At 73.1% G+C, this 15,750-nt stretch carries 11 protein-coding genes and 2 rRNA genes (1 of these 13 running past the window's edge); 2 read left to right on the plus strand and 11 right to left on the minus strand.

Features of this window, described 5'->3' with window-relative positions; all coding sequences use genetic code 11:
* Positions 1–66: 66 nt before the first annotated feature.
* Complete coding sequence (locus ACZ5GH_RS12955; RefSeq protein ID WP_464334313.1) at positions 67–624, plus strand: MarR family winged helix-turn-helix transcriptional regulator; 558 nt, start codon at positions 67–69, stop codon at positions 622–624.
* Here ACZ5GH_RS12955 and ACZ5GH_RS12960 read toward each other — a convergent pair.
* Positions 539–1,480: an EamA family transporter gene (locus ACZ5GH_RS12960; RefSeq protein ID WP_464336819.1), complete on the minus strand. Its 942-nt coding sequence runs from the start codon at positions 1,478–1,480 to the stop codon at positions 539–541. The two genes, ACZ5GH_RS12955 and ACZ5GH_RS12960, sit on opposite strands and share 86 nt — an antisense overlap.
* Positions 1,481–1,631: 151 nt before the next feature.
* On the opposite strand from ACZ5GH_RS12960, the gene ACZ5GH_RS12965 reads away from it, so the two are divergent.
* Complete coding sequence (locus ACZ5GH_RS12965) at positions 1,632–2,537, plus strand: LysR family transcriptional regulator (RefSeq protein ID WP_464334314.1); 906 nt, start codon at positions 1,632–1,634, stop codon at positions 2,535–2,537.
* 106 nt (positions 2,538–2,643) lie between these two features.
* Here the strand turns inward: ACZ5GH_RS12965 and ACZ5GH_RS12970 are convergent, their stop codons facing one another.
* From ACZ5GH_RS12970 to ACZ5GH_RS13015, 10 genes are all read right to left on the minus strand, one after another.
* Positions 2,644–3,405, minus strand: a complete 762-nt coding sequence (locus tag ACZ5GH_RS12970) for a ZIP family metal transporter (RefSeq protein WP_401118552.1) — start codon at positions 3,403–3,405, stop codon at positions 2,644–2,646.
* A 281-nt stretch (positions 3,406–3,686) separates the two neighbouring features.
* Positions 3,687–5,477, minus strand: a complete 1,791-nt coding sequence (locus tag ACZ5GH_RS12975) for a restriction endonuclease (protein ID WP_464334315.1) — start codon at positions 5,475–5,477, stop codon at positions 3,687–3,689.
* 114 nt (positions 5,478–5,591) lie between these two features.
* A complete protein-coding gene (locus tag ACZ5GH_RS12980; protein ID WP_464334316.1) occupies positions 5,592–7,469 on the minus strand; it encodes a hypothetical protein in 1,878 nt (625 codons plus the stop codon).
* Between the two features lie 450 nt (positions 7,470–7,919).
* The gene (locus ACZ5GH_RS12985) at positions 7,920–8,576 is read right to left on the minus strand and encodes a YigZ family protein (RefSeq protein WP_464334317.1); all 657 of its coding nucleotides are present in this window, start codon (positions 8,574–8,576) and stop codon (positions 7,920–7,922) included.
* A gap of 131 nt (positions 8,577–8,707) precedes the next feature.
* A complete protein-coding gene (locus ACZ5GH_RS12990; RefSeq protein ID WP_387760235.1) occupies positions 8,708–9,997 on the minus strand; it encodes a DUF6986 family protein in 1,290 nt (429 codons plus the stop codon).
* A gap of 136 nt (positions 9,998–10,133) precedes the next feature.
* Positions 10,134–11,723, minus strand: a complete 1,590-nt coding sequence (locus ACZ5GH_RS12995) for a DUF2637 domain-containing protein (RefSeq protein WP_464334318.1) — start codon at positions 11,721–11,723, stop codon at positions 10,134–10,136.
* Positions 11,724–11,944: 221 nt separating this feature from the next.
* Positions 11,945–12,610 carry a response regulator transcription factor gene (locus tag ACZ5GH_RS13000; protein ID WP_387760233.1) on the minus strand — a complete coding sequence of 222 codons (666 nt, stop codon included), beginning with the start codon at positions 12,608–12,610 and terminating at the stop codon, positions 11,945–11,947.
* Complete coding sequence (locus ACZ5GH_RS13005; RefSeq protein WP_464334319.1) at positions 12,562–13,971, minus strand: sensor histidine kinase; 1,410 nt, start codon at positions 13,969–13,971, stop codon at positions 12,562–12,564. Before ACZ5GH_RS13005 ends, ACZ5GH_RS13000 begins: the two co-directional genes overlap by 49 nt.
* A gap of 201 nt (positions 13,972–14,172) precedes the next feature.
* Positions 14,173–14,289: ribosomal RNA gene (gene rrf / locus ACZ5GH_RS13010) — 5S ribosomal RNA — on the minus strand.
* An 80-nt stretch (positions 14,290–14,369) separates the two neighbouring features.
* A 23S ribosomal RNA gene (locus ACZ5GH_RS13015) occupies positions 14,370–15,750 on the minus strand; it runs 1,739 nt beyond the window's last position.

Below are 15,750 nucleotides of genomic sequence, written 5' to 3' on the forward strand. Positions count from 1 at the left end.
CGCCGCCGGCCGCGGGCCCCGGACCGGCGGCTACCCTTGGGCGGACGCCAGCCGAGGAGACCGCCGATGACCACCACGCCGACCGATGAACCGGCGGACTCCTCCCCCGACCCCCGGCCCGGCACTTCGGGTGCTCCCGGCGCTCCCGGAACCGTCGGCACCGCCGGCACCGCCGCCGAACTCGCCGACGCGATGACCAGGGCGATCAAGCGGATCCGCCGTCAGACCGGCTGGCGGCTGGAGCCGTACGGCATCACCCCCGGCCAGGCCCGGGCGCTGCGCATGCTCGCCCACGTGCCCGGCTGCGAGACGCCGGACCACGCGATGCGGCTGAGCGACCTCGCCGACAAGCTGCACATCGCCCCGCGCTCGGCGACCACCGTGGTCGACGCGCTGGAGGAGGCCGGCCTGGTCGAGCGCAGCCCCGACCCGGCCGACCGGCGGGCGGTGCGGATCCTGCTGACCGAGGCCGGGCGGGCGGCGGTGGATCGGATCGGGCAGGTCCGGGACGAGGTGGCGCAGGAGTACTTCGGCGAGGTCAGCCCCGCCGACGAGGAGGTGCTGCTGCGGGTGCTGCGCTCCGCCGAGGCCCGCTTCCTCGCAGCCGGGCCACCGCGCCGCTAGCGGCCCCCGGGCGCAGCGCGGTGATCCCGATCCCGGCGATCACCAGCAGCGCGGCCGCCGCAGCGGACGGGCTGATCCGCTCGCCGAGCAGCAGCCAGGCCGAGGACATCCCGAACACCGGGACCAGCAGCGAGTAGGGCGCGACGGCGGTCGCGTCGTAGCTGCGCAGCAGGAAGCTCCAGGCGACGAAGCCGAGCAGGGTGGAGACCAGCCCGACGTAGCCGATCGCCCCCAGTCCGGCCGGGGTGATGTCGCGCAGGGCGCGCAGGTCCGCCTCCGGCCCCTCGACCAGCAGGGACAGGGCCAGCAGCGGCAGCGGCGGGACGGCGCTGACCCAGACCATCCAGCGCAGCGCGTCCGGCGGCGCGGCCCTGCGGGTCAGCACGTTGGCCAGGCCCCAGGCGACGGCGGCCAGGACGACGAGGGCGAAGGCCCCGAGCGGTCCGCCGGCGCCCTGGTCCCAGGCGCTCAGCGCGATGCCGGCGAAGGCGACCGCCAGGCCCGCCAGCCGCTGCCCGCCGGGCCGTTCGCGCAGCAGCACGGCGGCGAACAGCGCGGTGAAGCCGGCCTGCCCCTGGAGCACCAGGGAGGAGAGCCCGGCCGGCATCCCGGCGTGCATGCCGAGGAAGAGCAGCCCGAACTTGACCACTCCGAGGACCACGCCGACCGCCACCACCCAGCGCCAGGCCACCCTGGGCGGGCCGACGAAGAAGACCGCCGGCACCGCGACGACGGCGAACCGGAGGGCGCAGAAGAGCAGCGGCGGGAAGCTGTCCAGGCCGACGTGGATCAGGACGAAGTTGAGGCCCCAGACGGCGGCCACCAGGACGGCCAGGGCGATGTGGCGCGGGCTCATGCCGCCCCCGCCACCGGTGCTTCCCGTGGTGCCCGTGCCGGGCTGGCCGCTCGGGGCGGCGGCGGTTGTCGCGGTCATGGGTCGAGCATGGTGGCGCCGGACCATGTAGCACCAGCGATGAATACTGAAGGGAACACTTTAGGATCGCTGCATGATGGATCTGGGGCGCCTGCGCGCGCTGCACGCGGTGGCGGTGCACGGTTCGGTCGGCGGGGCGGCGGCCGCGCTCGGCTTCACGCCGTCGGCGGTCTCGCAGCAGATCGCCAAGCTGGAGCGGGAGACCCGGACGGTGCTGCTGGAGCGGCAGGGCCGGGGCGTGGTACTGACCGACGCGGCGCGCGAGCTGGCCGTCACCGCGCAGACCGTGCTGGGGCTGGTGGAGCAGGCCGAGGTGCGGCTGGAGGAGCAGCGCGGCCAGGCCGTCGGGCGGCTGCTGGTGGCGGCGTTCCCGTCCGGTGCCCGTGGACTGATGCCCGCGGCACTGGCCGATCTGCGGCGGCGCTGCCCGGAGCTGGACGTCCGGCTGCTGGAGCGCGACCCCTATCCGGCGGCCGAGCTGGTGGCCCGGGGCGAGGTGGACCTGGCGCTGGTGCAGGACTGGCCGACCGTGCCGCTGCCGGTGCAGGAGGGGGTCTCCCGGATGGACCTCGGCACGGACCCGGTGGACCTGCTGCTGCCCGTCGACGACGGGCTGGCCGCGCTCGACCCGGTGCCGGTGGAGCGGCTGTGCGGGCAGCGCTGGATCAGCGTGCCGCCCGGCAACATCTGCCACGACTGGTTGGTCCGCACCCTGCGCGAGGCCGGCGAGGAGCCGGACGTGCGCTACCAGGTCGGGGAGTTCGAGACGCAGATCGCGCTGGTCGCGGCCGGGCTGGGGATGGGCCTGGTGCCGAGGCTCGGCCGGGGCCCGCTGCCGCCCGGGGTGGCGGCCCGCCGGGTGATGCCGGAGCCGAGCCGGCGGGTGTTCACACTCTGGCGCTCCCAGGCCTCCCGGCGGCCGGCCATCACCGAGGCACTGGCCTCGATGCGGGAGTGCTGGGGGCGGCTGCCGGTCTGAGCGGGCCTCCTGCCGGCCCCCGTACGGGCTTGTCGTCGGGCCTCGTACGGACGTCGCGAGGGCTCGTGCGGACGTCGTGCGAGTGCTCTACGGGCTGGTACGCGCTTCAGCCGGCGAAGCCGATCACCAGCCACATGAAGCCGACCCCGGCGACGGTGCAGAGCAGGGTGCTGCGCGAGGGGTGCGGGCTGTGGGCCTCGGGGAGGATGTCGGAGGTCGCCAGGTAGAGCAGGAACCCGGAGAAGAAGCCCAGGTAGAGGCCGAGCAGGTGCTCGGAGATGGTGAACGCCAGGGTGATCGCCGCACCGGACACCGGGGCCAGCGCGTCCGCGGCGAGCAGGGTCAGCGCCCGCCGCCGGTTGTTCCCGTACAGCCGGGTGATCGTGTACGTGTTGAAGCCGTCGGCGAAGTCGTGCGCGACCACCGCGATGGCCACCACCGTGCCGACCGTGGTGCCGGCCTGGAAGGCGGCGCCGATCGCGAAGCCGTCCATCACGCTGTGCCCGACCAGGGCCAGCGCGGCGGTCAGCCCGATGCCCTGGCGTCCGGCGGAGTGGTCGTGCACGTGGTGGCCGTGGGAGTGGGCGGCGTACTCGCCCTCGTGGCCGCGGTGGATGGCGACCGCGCGCTCGACCACGTGGATGGTGAGGAAGCCGGCCGCGAACATCAGCAGCGCCTGCGGTACGCCGTGCACCTCGCCCGGCGCCTGGTGGATCGCCTCGGGCAGCAGGTCGAAGGCGACCACGCCGAGCATCAGTCCGGCGGCGAAGCCGAGCACCAGGTGGCGGCGGTCGCGGGTGCGCTGGGCGACGAAACCGCCGACCAGGGTCATCAGGAACGCCGCGGCGGCGACCAGTACCGCGGTCATCGGATCGACTCCGTCCCGGGTCCGGCCGGGTGGCCGGGGCCCTGGTCGGATGGTCCGCCGAACGCTCTGCCCATTCCTCTCCCCCTGGGATCCGCCCGTGGCCGGGCCGATCGCCGACCGTACCGGACGCCCGTTCGACGGTGATCACCCGGGGTGCCGGGACCGGGTCGGGAGCCGTTCCCCCAGCCTCGGCCCGGGCCCACCGGGGCGCCCGCCGGACGGGCCGCCGACTGGGCCGTCGGAGTGAGGCCGCACGTCGGCGCGGCCTGCCTGCGGGCGGGTCAGCCGCCGGTGGCGAGGGGCAGCCCGAGGTGGGTGTGGGCGAGTTCGCGGACGCCGTCGCCGTCGATCAGGTGGATGTGCCGGTGGCCCTCCCCGGCGGTGAGGTCCAGCACCTCCTCGGTGAACCGGCCGGTGGTCAGCCGCAGGCCGCGCTCGGCGGACTCCTCGCCGACCGCCTCGGCCAGGGTCTCGATCTGCTCGGCTCCGATCGACGCGGCGTCCCGGGAGGCCCAGACCACCCAGCGGCCGGGCAGCGCCGTCCCCGGTGCGCCCTCGCCGGTGGCGACCAGCCCGGCCGGGCCGCGCAGCCGGACGCTCCACCGCGCGATCCCGCCGCGCGTCAACAGGTCCCGCACCAGCTGGGCGAACTCGTTGGCGGACAGGTCTGAGGCGGCCGGGACGGTGACCCCGGCCCGGGCGGCCGGCTGGACCCCGGCCAGGTCGTACGGGTCCGGGGTGACGGCGGCGCCGAGCCGGCGCAGCCGCACCAGCGCCTCGTCCTGCTCGGCGTCGGCGTAGACCCCCTCGTCGTCGCGCTCCTCGTACGGGGTGCCCGGCGGCAGCAGCCGGGTGCGGGCCAGGGCGTCGCGGTCGGCGTCCACGCTGACCAGGCAGAGCGGTTCGGCGGCGGGATCGGCGGGATCGCGCAGCCAGCCGTTGAGCACGACGCCGGCGAGTATCTCGTCGGTGTCGACGGCGTCGGCGGCCTGCAGGGCGCGCAGGGCGAGCCGGGCGACCAGCCGCAGGTAGTCGGTGGCCCGGTCCGCGGGCGGGCGCGGCACCGGGTGGATGTCGCCGTCCGGGGCGAGCCGGTAGCCGGCGAGCGAGGGCACCAGGTCGAGCGGGGGCAGGTCGAGGTCCAGCACGGCGGTGCGGGTGAGCGGGCGGAAGACCGCCCGGCAGGGCGCGGGCAGGTCCTGGGTGACCGTCTCGGCGGCGGCCAGCGCCCGTTCCAGCAGCGACTCCACGGCGGCCGGCTCGGCCAGCCGGTAGGCCCGGCGGCACTCCTCCAGGCTCTCGTTGTACTCGCGCACGGCGCGGGCCCGGGCCTCCTCGGCCGCCTCGTGGGCGCGCCGGGACTCGTCGGCGGCCGGGCTGCCGGCCTCGGCCCGCCGGGTGCGCCACTCGCGCAGGGCGCGCTGGTGGGTGAGCCGGGCCTGCGCCAGCTCGCGCTGGTAGCCGGAGTCGAGCAGCCGGCGGGACGGGCCGCTCTCCGGGTCGGCCGCGGGCGGCTCGGCGGGCGCGAAGTCCTCCCAGCGGGGCTCGGACTCCTCGGCCGTGTCGGAGCCGTCGGCCGGGTAGGGGCGGGGCTGGTAGTGGCGCAGCTGGCTCTCGAAGTCCATGGCCGCGACGGGCAGCGCGGCCCGCCGCAGCAGGTCGGCCAAGCGGTCGTGTTCGGCCCGCACGGCGAGCGTGCGGTGGTGGGTCAGGGCGGCGGCCCGGGCGTGCGCAGCCACGGCCTCGTCGGGGGCGGCCTCGTTCGGTTCGGCCTCACCGGGGCCGGAGACGGGGCCGGAGGCGGGTCCTCGACCGGCGAGGCCCGGGGCGGCGGAACCGTCACCGGCCGGTCCGCCATCGACCGGGCCGCCATCGATCGGCCCACCCTTGGTCGGAGCGCCGCCGGACGGGCCGTCACCGGCCGCGCCTCCGCCGGGGCGGCCGGTGGCGGCGCTGTCCGGCGCGCGCTCCTCCTCGGCTCCGAGGTCACGGAAGACCGAGGCGAGGAAGCCAGGCCGGGGGAACTGGACGGTGGCGGTTCCCTCGGACTGGCCGTCTGCTGAGTACTGCATCGGTCGTCGTTCCCCCATGCTCGTCCGGCGCCTGCCCGGGGCGATCGGCGAGCCTGAGGGCCCGCCCCTGCCGGACATTGTCCCCCGAACGGGCGCGGCGGTCAGCCAAGCCGCTCAGTTGGTCCGGGTGTTGGTCAGGTGCAGACCGATGTAGCCGACGTAGATCCGGCCGCTGCCGGAGCAGTCGTCCAGGTAGTGCAGCCGGGGCGCGGTGCGGCCGCCGCCGATCCGCAGGTGCGCGCCCATGAACGCGCGCCGGGAGGAGTCGACGCATTCCGGCACCGGCAGCATCCGCTCGCGCTTCCACTTGGTGTGGCTGAACACCGTCCGGGACTCCCCGCGGACCGCCTTTCGGGGCGGGAAGCGGCGGCAGCCCTCGGGGGTGCGCTCGCACCACTGCTTGAAGTCCCCGCCGGCCGCACCGCGCACGGCCGCCTCGGCATACTCCTGAAGGGCGGTCAGCCCGTCCCAGGCGAGCCTGGCCCAGCCCGCGCCGGCGCACTGGAGCTCGTCCAGGGCGAGCGCGCTCTTCTGGTCACCGGTGAAGGTCACCAGGGGGAACTCGCCCAGTCTGGCCATGAGTTCGGTGAAGGTCTCGGGCGTGCCGCGGCCGTCGTGGGGCTGGGCGGCCGAGTGCAGCCCGGCGCCCGGCCCGCTGCCCGGTGCGACGCAGTGCCGACCGGTCAGGGCGCGGGTGCCGGAGTGGAGGCGGCCGTCCCGGATGTCCCGGCCGTCACGGCCCTGCCCCCGCTCGCGGTGTTCGCGGCGCTCCAGGCGCAGGGTGTGCCGGACCCGCTCCAGCTCGTCGGCCCGGGCCTGCTGCTCGACGCGGTCCTGCTGCTCCTCGCGGGCGAGCGCGGCCAGTTCGTCGCCGTGGCACGCGGCGGCCCGGCCGGTGGTCCGTTCCGCGGCCTGCTCGGCGTCGTGCTCGGCCGTCCGCTCGACGCCCTGCTCCGGTGCCCGGTCGACGGTCTGCCCCGCGGTTCGCCGCCCAGCCCGTTCCGTGTCCTGACCCGTGGCCTGAGCCGTGGCCTGTTCCGCGGTCTGGCGGAGCTGCGGCGGCGGGACGCGCAGCACCGGGACGGCCGCCAGCGGCGGCGGCAGCGGCTGTTCCGCGGCCAGGCGGCGCGGCTCGCGGGCGAGCAGCCCGGCGGCGCGGCGCAGGTCCTCTTCTATTCGGCCCCGGGCGAGTACCGGATGTCGGGCGCTGTCCTGGCGGGAGGCCGGGTCGACCTCGGGAAGGTAGGTGCGCACCGCCCCGCCGTAGACGGTGTGGTACTCCAGCGCGACGTTGAACCAGGTGCGGGCGCCGGGGTCCAGCACGTAGGCGGTGGCGAGGCCGGGCAGCTGCTGGCAGAGCGGGGCCACCACGTCCTGCACCCAGCGGTCGAGCGGGAGGTTCACCGGGACGCTGGCCACCACGGTGGGCAGCCTGCGCTCGGGGTCGCAGAGCTCGTCGATCAGGGCGTCGACCTCGTCGGCCGTGATCACCCGGGGTGCGAGGTGGACGGCGGCCGGGCCGTCGGTGGCGTCGAGCAACGGGAGGAGCGAGCGGGCGAGTTCGGGCACCGGCACCCGGCACGGGGTGCGCACGCCGCTGCCGGTGCTGTGGGTCTCGGCTTCCAGCCGGACCCAGGTGGGGCCGTCCGGGGCGGTGGCCACGGTGAGGGTGAGCTGCTGGGTGCCGTGCGGGGCCGGGGTGCGCAGCCGGCGGCGGTCGTAGCGGCCCGCGTCCGGGGCGCCGCGGCCGATGTCCGGGTCGTAGCGGCCGACGTCCGGGTCGCCGCGCAGCGGCCCCTGGTCGCGGTCGAGCAGGACGCGCTCGCCCAGCCGCAGCCGCTCGGTGCCGGGAGCCGGTTCGGCGCTCCGCCCGGCGGGGGCGGGACGGGTCGGCGGGGGCTCCTCGAAGCCCTCCTGTTTCAGCCAGGAGGCCAGCTGTTCGTCGGCCAGGGCGACGGCCTCGGCGTGTGTCAGGGCCGTGGTGACCGTCATCCGGTAGGGCGCCGCGGGACCGCGGGCACCAGGCAGGTCGGCGGCGTGCGAGCGGACGCGGTTCGGGGCGGAACGGTTGGCGATCGGATGGTTCGAAGCCGGGCGGTTCGCGGTCGGGTGGGTCGAGGTCGGGCGGTTCGCGGTCGGATTCGTCGTGGACTGGGGATTCGAGGTCGAACGGTCTGAGGTCATGCGCATGCCTCCGCGGTGCGGGGTCGGGTCCTGTGTCCTCCATCGATGGTTTCGTCCGGTTCTGCCGGAGCCTTGCCCAGGAAACGCCACGGCCCGGAGGGGAAGTTCCAACTCCGGGCCACGACACTACGTTCGGGTGAATCTACTCAAGCGGTCTTCCGCGTGGCGCGGCGCCTGGTCTACGGGAAGCGGCCGGTCACGGGCCGTCCGACGGACCGTCCGACCCCCTGGCCCCACGGACGCCACCCTTCCCCTCGGTCAGACCGGCACCTCGACGTAGGTGCGGCCGGCCGGGACCGCCACCGCGCTTCCGCCGGTCGCCTCGGCCAGCCAGGTGTGGAACTCCGCCACGTCCGGCTCCGGCACGCCCACCTCGATCCTCACCCCGGTGGCCTCGTAGGCCAGGTCGCTCACCGCGTACCCGGCGGCCCGCAGGTCGTTCTCCACCCGCCCGGCCCGCACGTGGTCCACCGTCACGGCCAGCAGCGCGACCGGCCGGCGCTCCAGCAGGCCGATCTCGTCCACCGCCTCCGACACCGCGTTCCCGTACGCCCGCACCAGGCCGCCCGCGCCGAGCTTGATCCCGCCGAAGTACCGGGTGACCACGGCGACGGTGTCGGTCAGCCCCCGCCGGCGCAGCACCTCCAGCATCGGCACCCCGGCCGTGCCGCCGGGCTCCCCGTCGTCGCTGGAGCGCTCCCGGTGCTGCTCGTCGCCGACCACGAAGGCGGTGCAGTTGTGCCGGGCGTCCCAGTACTGCTTGCGGATGCCGGCGATGAAGGCCTGCGCCTCCTCCTCGTCCGCGACCCGGGCGAGGTGACAGATGAACCGGGACTTCTTGATCTCGATCTCGTGGCTGCCGGCCCGCCGGATGGTGAGGTACGGCCTGGGGGTCGGCTCCGGCGTGGCGGACATGGCGCGGGGGTCCTCCCGAGGACGGCGAAGGCTGACGGCGCACGCCCGGGACACCGGAGCGGCACCGCCAGCCTAGTTGGCGCGCGGCGGGAGGGGTCAGCGGCCGGGACCGACGGCCCGCCGCGGTCGGGTCAGCGGCCGGCCAGGGCGTCCAGCCGCTCGCGGTCCAGGCCGGTCAGCGCGGTGACCTCGGCGAGGTCGACGGCGCCGCAGTCCAGGCCGCGCAGCAGGTAGCCGCTCAGCGCCCGGGCGGTGGCCGGCTCGTCCATCACCTCGCCGCCCGCCTTCGCGACGTACGCGGCCAGCCGGGCGGCGGCGGCCGCCAGGCCCTCGCGGTAGAAGGAGTAGACCGCGGCGTAGCGGGTCGGCAGGTGCGCCGGGTGCATGTCCCAGCCCTGGTAGTAGGCGCGGGCCAGCGAGCGGCGGACCAGGCCGTGGTGGAGCTTCCAGGCGGCGTGCACCTGCTCGGTGGAGCCGGTCGGGACGACGTTGGTCGAGCCGTCGGAGAGCCGGACCCCGGTGCCGGCCGCGGCCACCTGCATGACCGCCTTGGCGTGGTCGGCGACCGGGTGGTCCATGCTCTGGTGGGCGGCGCCGACGCCGCAGGCGGCGCTGTAGTCGAACGTGCCGTAGTGCAGGCCGGTGGCGCGGCCCTCCGCGGCCTCGATCATCCGGGCGACGGTGGCCCGGCCGTCCGGGCCGAGGATCGCCTGGGTGGTCTCGATCTGGATCTCGAAGCCGATCCGGCCGGCGGGCAGCCCGGCCCTCGCCTCGAAGTCCTCCAGCAGCCGGACCAGCGCGGTGACCTGCTCGGCGTACGTCACCTTGGGCAGGGTCAGGACCAGCCCGTCCGGCAGGCCGCCACCGGCCAGCAGGGTGCCCAGGAACAACTCCAGGGTGCGGATGCCGCGGGCGCGGACCGGCGCCTCCAGGCACTTGATCCGGATGCCCAGGTACGGCGGGGCACTGCCGTCGGCCACCGACGCGGCGACCAGCTCGGCGGCGCGGACGGCGGCCGCGTCCTCCTCGGTGTCGGGGCGGGGGCCGTAGCCGTCCTCGAAGTCGATCCGCAGGTCCTCGACCGGCTCGCGCTCCAGCTTGGCGCGGACCCGGGCGTGCACGTCGGCGAGCAGTCCGTCGTCCGCGACGCCGAGGGCGCGGGCCAGCTCGGCGGGGGTGGCGGCGTGGCGGTCGAAGGCCTCCAGGGCCCGGCGGCCCCACTCCCGCACGGTGTCGGCGCCGAAGGCGTCCGCCGGGACGTAGACGGTGTGGACCGGCTGCCTGGTGCCGGGCTCGCCCGGGTAACGGCGTGCCAGTTCGGCGTCGACCGGGGCGAGCAGCGCCTCCACGGCGGCACGGGCCGCGGAGGAGAAGGAGGCCCCGCCCGTCGGCCCGTTTCCGTCGACCCCGACCCGTGTCATCCGCACTCCTCCATGCCGAACCAGAGCTTCAACATTTTGTTGAGGCGAAGGTAGCCCCGGCGGGATCGGGCGTCAATGGCCGCCCGGTGCCCGGACGGTGACGGCTGCGGCCGGTCCCCTCGGGCGGTCCCCGGGGTCAGTCCCTCCCGGCGTCGGCGTACCGCTCGTTCAGTGCGGGATAGAGGTCGGCGACCTCCTTCGGGTGGACCGCACCGTCCGGTCCCTTCCCGGTGGCGCCGTACCTCCTGGTCAGCCAGTCGGCGAGCCGCTGGGCGTCCGGCTGGTGGTTGTGGGCGTCCATGTACGACAGCAGCGCCTCGTAGGCGAGGTCGAGGTCGAGGTGTGCCGGCCCCGGACGGGTGTCGGACACCTCACCGGGAAGGGGCTCCTCGACCGGCTCCAGGTGCTCCGAGGACGGCTCCGCGGCCACCGGTACGGCGTTGAACCACGGTGAGGTCGGGCGGGGTGCCCGACCGACGGGGGCGGGGGCGGGAGCAGGCGCGGGAGCAGGCGCGGGAGCGGGGGCGGGAGCAGGAACGGGGGCAGGAGCAGGAACGGCAGGAGCCTCAGGGCCCAGGGGCGGAACTGGAGTGGCGGCGTCGGGTCGCTGGCCGCCGGCGCGGGTCTGTCCGGCCGCCCAGACGTCGACCTCGTCTCCACGCTGCACCGGGCCCTCGACGGGCTCGCCCTCCGGCTCGGCCTCGACGCGCCGACGGACGGCGGCCAGCTTCGCCAGCACCGGTGCGGCCACCTCGACGGGTACCGGCGGGACGGTGGCCGGAGCCTGGGGCTGCTCGGGCTGGAACTGCTCGGGCTGGAACTGCTCGGGCTGGAACTGTTGCGGCTGCGCCGGGGCCTCGGCGGCCGACACAGGCTCGATCTCGGGGTGCGGCTCGGGCCGGGGCTGCGGCGGCTGGACCGGGTCCGCCTCGACCGGGGCGATGGCCACAGCGGCCCGACCCTCCTGGAGTTCCGACTCCGGGGCATCCTGCTCGATGGCCTCCACGGCCTCGACTGCCTCGGCCTTCGTGGCCTCGCGCTCACGGCCCTCGTCGTCCAGCCGGTCGAGCAGCGCCGGGTCCAGCGGCACGCCGAACTTGGCGAGCTTGAGCGGCAGCAGTGCCTGGATCGGCGCCGAGCGGCGCCAGCCACGGCCGTACCGGAAGCGCAGCTGCGCCCGGTAGACCAGGCGGTTCTGCTCGAGTCGGATGACCTCGTCGTAGGAGCGGAGCTCCCAGAGCTTCATCCGCCGCCAGAGTCGGAAGGTCGGCACCGGGGAGAGGATCCAGCGCATCACCCGGACCGACTCCATGTGCCGGTCCGCCGTGATCGCCGCGATCCGGCCGACCGCGTGCCGCGAGGCCTCGACCACGACGACGAAGAGCACCGGGATGACGGCGTGCATCCCCATGCCGAGCGGATCGCCCCAGGAGGCGGCCGCGTTGAAGGCGATGGTGGCGACGGTCAGCAGCCACGCGGTCTGCCGCAGCATCGGGAAGGGGATCCGCAGCCAGGTCAGCACCAGGTCGAGTGCGAGGAGCACCACGATGCCGGCGTCCACGCCTATCGGGAAGGCGTAGGAGAAGGCGCCGAAACCCTTCTGCTCGGCCAGCTCGCGCACCGCGTTGTACGAACCCGCGAAGCCGATGCCCGAGATGATGCAGGCACCGGCCGCGACCATGCCGAGCAGGCCCCGATGGGCCTTGGTGAGCGTTGGGCGTGCCATTACGTCTATCAACCCCTGGATGTCGGCTGCTGCCGTACGCTGCCACGGCTGCCGGGTCCCGCTGGTCGGGCCGCCGGACGGCTGAGCAACCGCCGGGCCCGGCCCACCGGAGTTTACTCGTACACCTGTTTAAGCGTTTCCACAGCCTGGGGTGTCACAGTGCGGCGGCCCGACGCCGGCCCCGGCACCGCTCGGAGCCGCGCCGGAGGCCGACCGGACCGTCAGCGGGTCTGCCCCGCCGTGCCGTTGAGGTAGGTCAGTACGGCCAGCACCCGGCGGTTGGCGTCCTCGTCGGGGGCGAGTTCGAGCTTGCCGAAGATGTTGGCGATGTGCTTGGCCACCGCACCGTCGCTCACCGAGAGCCGGGCGGCGATCGCCGAGTTGGAACAGCCCTCGGCCATCAGTTCCAGCACCTCGCGCTCGCGCGGCGACAGCCGGAGCAGCGGGCCGGGCCGGCGCGAGGTGGTCTGCATCAATTTGGCGATCACGTCCGGGTCCATCGCGGTGCCGCCCGCCGCGACCCGCCGCACCGCGTCGATGAACTGCCCGGCGTTGAACACCCGGTCCTTCAGCAGGTAGCCGATCCCCCCGGTGCCGTCGGCCAGCAACTCCCGCGCGTAGAGCTGCTGGACGTGCTGCGACAGCACCAGCACCGGCAGGCCCTGGATCTCCCGCCGGGCCTTGAGCGCGGCCTGCAGGCCCTCGTCGGTGAGCGTCGGGGGCAGCCGGACGTCGACCACGGCCACGTCCGGGCGGTGGGTCAGCAGCGCCTCCAACAGTTCGGGACCGGTCTCCACCGCTGCGGCGATGGTGAAGCCGTGCGCTTCCAGCAGCCGGATCAGGCCTTCGCGAAGGAGGTAGAGGTCCTCGGCGAGGACAACTCGCACGGCAGCTCCAAGGTGATGGTGGTGGGTCCGCCCGACGTGCTGTCGATGGAGAGGACACCGTCGAAGGTACCCAATCGCTTCTCGATCCCGCGCAGCCCCGTCCCCCGCGAAGGGTCCGCCACCCCCACGCCGTCGTCCGTCACCGTGACCCGCAGGGAGCCGGCCCGGTACAGGATGTCCACCCACACCTGGTCCGCCCCCGAGTGCTTGGCCGCGTTGGCCAGCAGCTCGCAGATGCTGAAGTACACGGCGGCCTCCACCGGGGCCGGCGGCCGGTCCGGCAGGCTCACGCACACCTCGGTCGGCAGCGCGCTGTCCAGTGCCAGGGCGCGGACGGCGTCGCCCAGTCCGCGCTCGGCGAGCACCGGCGGGTGGATGCCGCGGACCAGGTCCCGCAGCTCCTGGAGGGCCCTCGCCGAGGACTGGCGGGCCTCGGCGAGGAGCTCCCGCGCGGCCTCCTGGTCGGTGTCCATCAGGTGCTCGATGGTGCCCAGCGTCATCCCTATCGCGACCAGTCGCGCCTGGGCGCCGTCGTGCAGGTCCCGCTCGATGCGCCGCAGCTCGGCCGCCTGGTTGCCCGCCGCGTCCGCCCGCGTCTCGGTCAACTCGGCCACCCGCCTGGTCAGCTGGGCGTGCGTGGCCCGGCCGTCCTGGTCCAGCACCCGGCGGGCCGCCTCCGCGTACATCCGCACCGCGAACGGGGCCACGAGCGTGCCGACGGCGACCATAGCGGCCCCGAGCACGACGCTCAGCAGGACGGACACCATCCGGCCGTTCAGCGGCCCCACCCCGTCCGCCGGCACCGGCCCCGCGAGGATGTAGCCGACGCCCAGCCCGAGCAGCACGGCCACCGGCCCGACCAGGGCCACCACGAGGAACGGGTTCACCACCAGCCAGAGCAGCTCGGCGCGGGTGGTCCGGTCCCGCAGCCCCCAGTGGACGGCCTGCGCGTACTTCGCCACCGTCCGCGAGCGGTGGTAGGTGTAGCCCGTCCACCAGTGGCCACGACCGTCCAACTCCAGCTCCGGACACGGCTCGTACACAGCCGGCAGCCGTATGCCGAACCAGCGCTCCAGCTGACCGCGGGTGCGGGCGGCCACGCTGCGGACGAGGAACGCCGCCACCGCGGAACCGACGAACGCCGCCACCAGCAGCGCGGCGAGGATCGCCGGGGAGTAGTTCTGGAGCATCTGGGCCGCGACCACCCCCGAGAGAACGGCGGCCGCCACCGGCAGCGCGAGCCCCGGCACCGCGCTCAGCAACACCACGACCAGTCGGGTCAGCCCCTCACCGCCGGCCGCGAACGCGGCCCGGGCCTGCGCACGTACGGACGTGCCGCTCGTACGACTCACTGTTGTCACGGGAAGCTCCTGGTGCCGGTACCGATCGTCCTCCATCAGTGTTCACGAACCGCCCGGCACCCACACTGGTCATGGCACCCCAATTCCGGGGTGGACCTAGGACCACCTGCTGGTGGACGAAGTGACACCATCGAGTGAGATGATCCGGAAATGCGAAGAACCCCCATCCGGGACCCGGATGAGGGTTCTTCAGCAATGATTGTTCGGCGGCGTCCTACTCTCCCACAGGGTCCCCCCTGCAGTACCATCGGCGCTGTAAGGCTTAGCTTCCGGGTTCGGAATGTAACCGGGCGTTTCCCTCACGCTATGACCACCGAAACACTATGAAACTGTCAACCGCACCAACCACGCTGGATTGGGGTCGTTGTTTCAGAACAACACAGTGGACGCGAGCAACTGAGGACAAGCCCTCGGCCTATTAGTACCGGTCAACTCCACCCCTCACAGGGCTTCCATATCCGGCCTATCAACCCAGTCGTCTACTGGGAGCCTTACCCTCTCAAGGAGGTGGGAGTGCTCATCTCGAAGCAGGCTTCCCGCTTAGATGCTTTCAGCGGTTATCCCTCCCGAACGTAGCCAACCAGCCATGCCCTTGGCAGAACAACTGGCACACCAGAGGTTCGTCCGTCCCGGTCCTCTCGTACTAGGGACAGCCCTTCTCAACACTCCTACGCGCACAGCGGATAGGGACCGAACTGTCTCACGACGTTCTAAACCCAGCTCGCGTACCGCTTTAATGGGCGAACAGCCCAACCCTTGGGACCTACTCCAGCCCCAGGATGCGACGAGCCGACATCGAGGTGCCAAACCATCCCGTCGATATGGACTCTTGGGGAAGATCAGCCTGTTATCCCCGGGGTACCTTTTATCCGTTGAGCGACGGCGCTTCCACAAGCCACCGCCGGATCACTAGTCCCTACTTTCGTACCTGCTCGACCCGTCAGTCTCACAGTCAAGCTCCCTTGTGCACTTACACTCAACACCTGATTGCCAACCAGGCTGAGGGAACCTTTGGGCGCCTCCGTTACCCTTTAGGAGGCAACCGCCCCAGTTAAACTACCCACCAGACACTGTCCCTGATCCGGATCACGGACCCAGGTTAGACATCCAGCACGACCAGAGTGGTATTTCAACGGCGACTCCACAACAACTGGCGTTGCTGCTTCACAGTCTCCCACCTATCCTACACAAGCCGAACCGAACACCAATATCAAGCTATAGTAAAGGTCCCGGGGTCTTTCCGTCCTGCTGCGCGAAACGAGCATCTTTACTCGTAATGCAATTTCACCGGGCCTATGGTTGAGACAGTCGAGAAGTCGTTACGCCATTCGTGCAGGTCGGAACTTACCCGACAAGGAATTTCGCTACCTTAGGATGGTTATAGTTACCACCGCCGTTTACTGGCGCTTAAGTTCTCAGCTTCGCCTGGCCGAAACCAAGCTAACCGGTCCCCTTAACGTTCCAGCACCGGGCAGGCGTCAGTCCGTATACATCGCCTTACGGCTTCGCACGGACCTGTGTTTTTAGTAAACAGTCGCTTCTCGCTGGTCTCTGCGGCCACCCCCAGCTCAAGGTGCAAGACCCATCACCAGGAATGGCCCCCCTTCTCCCGAAGTTACGGGGGCATTTTGCCGAGTTCCTTAACCATAGTTCACCCGAACGCCTCGGTATTCTCTACCTGACCACCTGAGTCGGTTTGGGGTACGGGCCGCCATGAAACTCGCTAGAGGCTTTTCTCGACAGCATAGGATCATCCACTTCACCACAATCGGCTCGGCA

This window comes from Kitasatospora sp. Xyl93 (genome assembly GCF_055383135.1).

Coding starts and splice junctions, on each gene's coding strand:
- ACZ5GH_RS12955 (WP_464334313.1), top strand. CDS start 67: ATGACCACCACGCCGACCGATGAACCGGCGGACTCCTCCCCCGACCCC.
- ACZ5GH_RS12960 (WP_464336819.1), bottom strand. CDS start 1,480: ATGAGCCCGCGCCACATCGCCCTGGCCGTCCTGGTGGCCGCCGTCTGG.
- ACZ5GH_RS12965 (WP_464334314.1), top strand. CDS start 1,632: ATGATGGATCTGGGGCGCCTGCGCGCGCTGCACGCGGTGGCGGTGCAC.
- ACZ5GH_RS12970 (WP_401118552.1), bottom strand. CDS start 3,405: ATGACCGCGGTACTGGTCGCCGCCGCGGCGTTCCTGATGACCCTGGTC.
- ACZ5GH_RS12975 (WP_464334315.1), bottom strand. CDS start 5,477: ATGCAGTACTCAGCAGACGGCCAGTCCGAGGGAACCGCCACCGTCCAG.
- ACZ5GH_RS12980 (WP_464334316.1), bottom strand. CDS start 7,469: ATGACGGTCACCACGGCCCTGACACACGCCGAGGCCGTCGCCCTGGCC.
- ACZ5GH_RS12985 (WP_464334317.1), bottom strand. CDS start 8,576: ATGTCCGCCACGCCGGAGCCGACCCCCAGGCCGTACCTCACCATCCGG.
- ACZ5GH_RS12990 (WP_387760235.1), bottom strand. CDS start 9,997: ATGACACGGGTCGGGGTCGACGGAAACGGGCCGACGGGCGGGGCCTCC.
- ACZ5GH_RS12995 (WP_464334318.1), bottom strand. CDS start 11,723: ATGGCACGCCCAACGCTCACCAAGGCCCATCGGGGCCTGCTCGGCATG.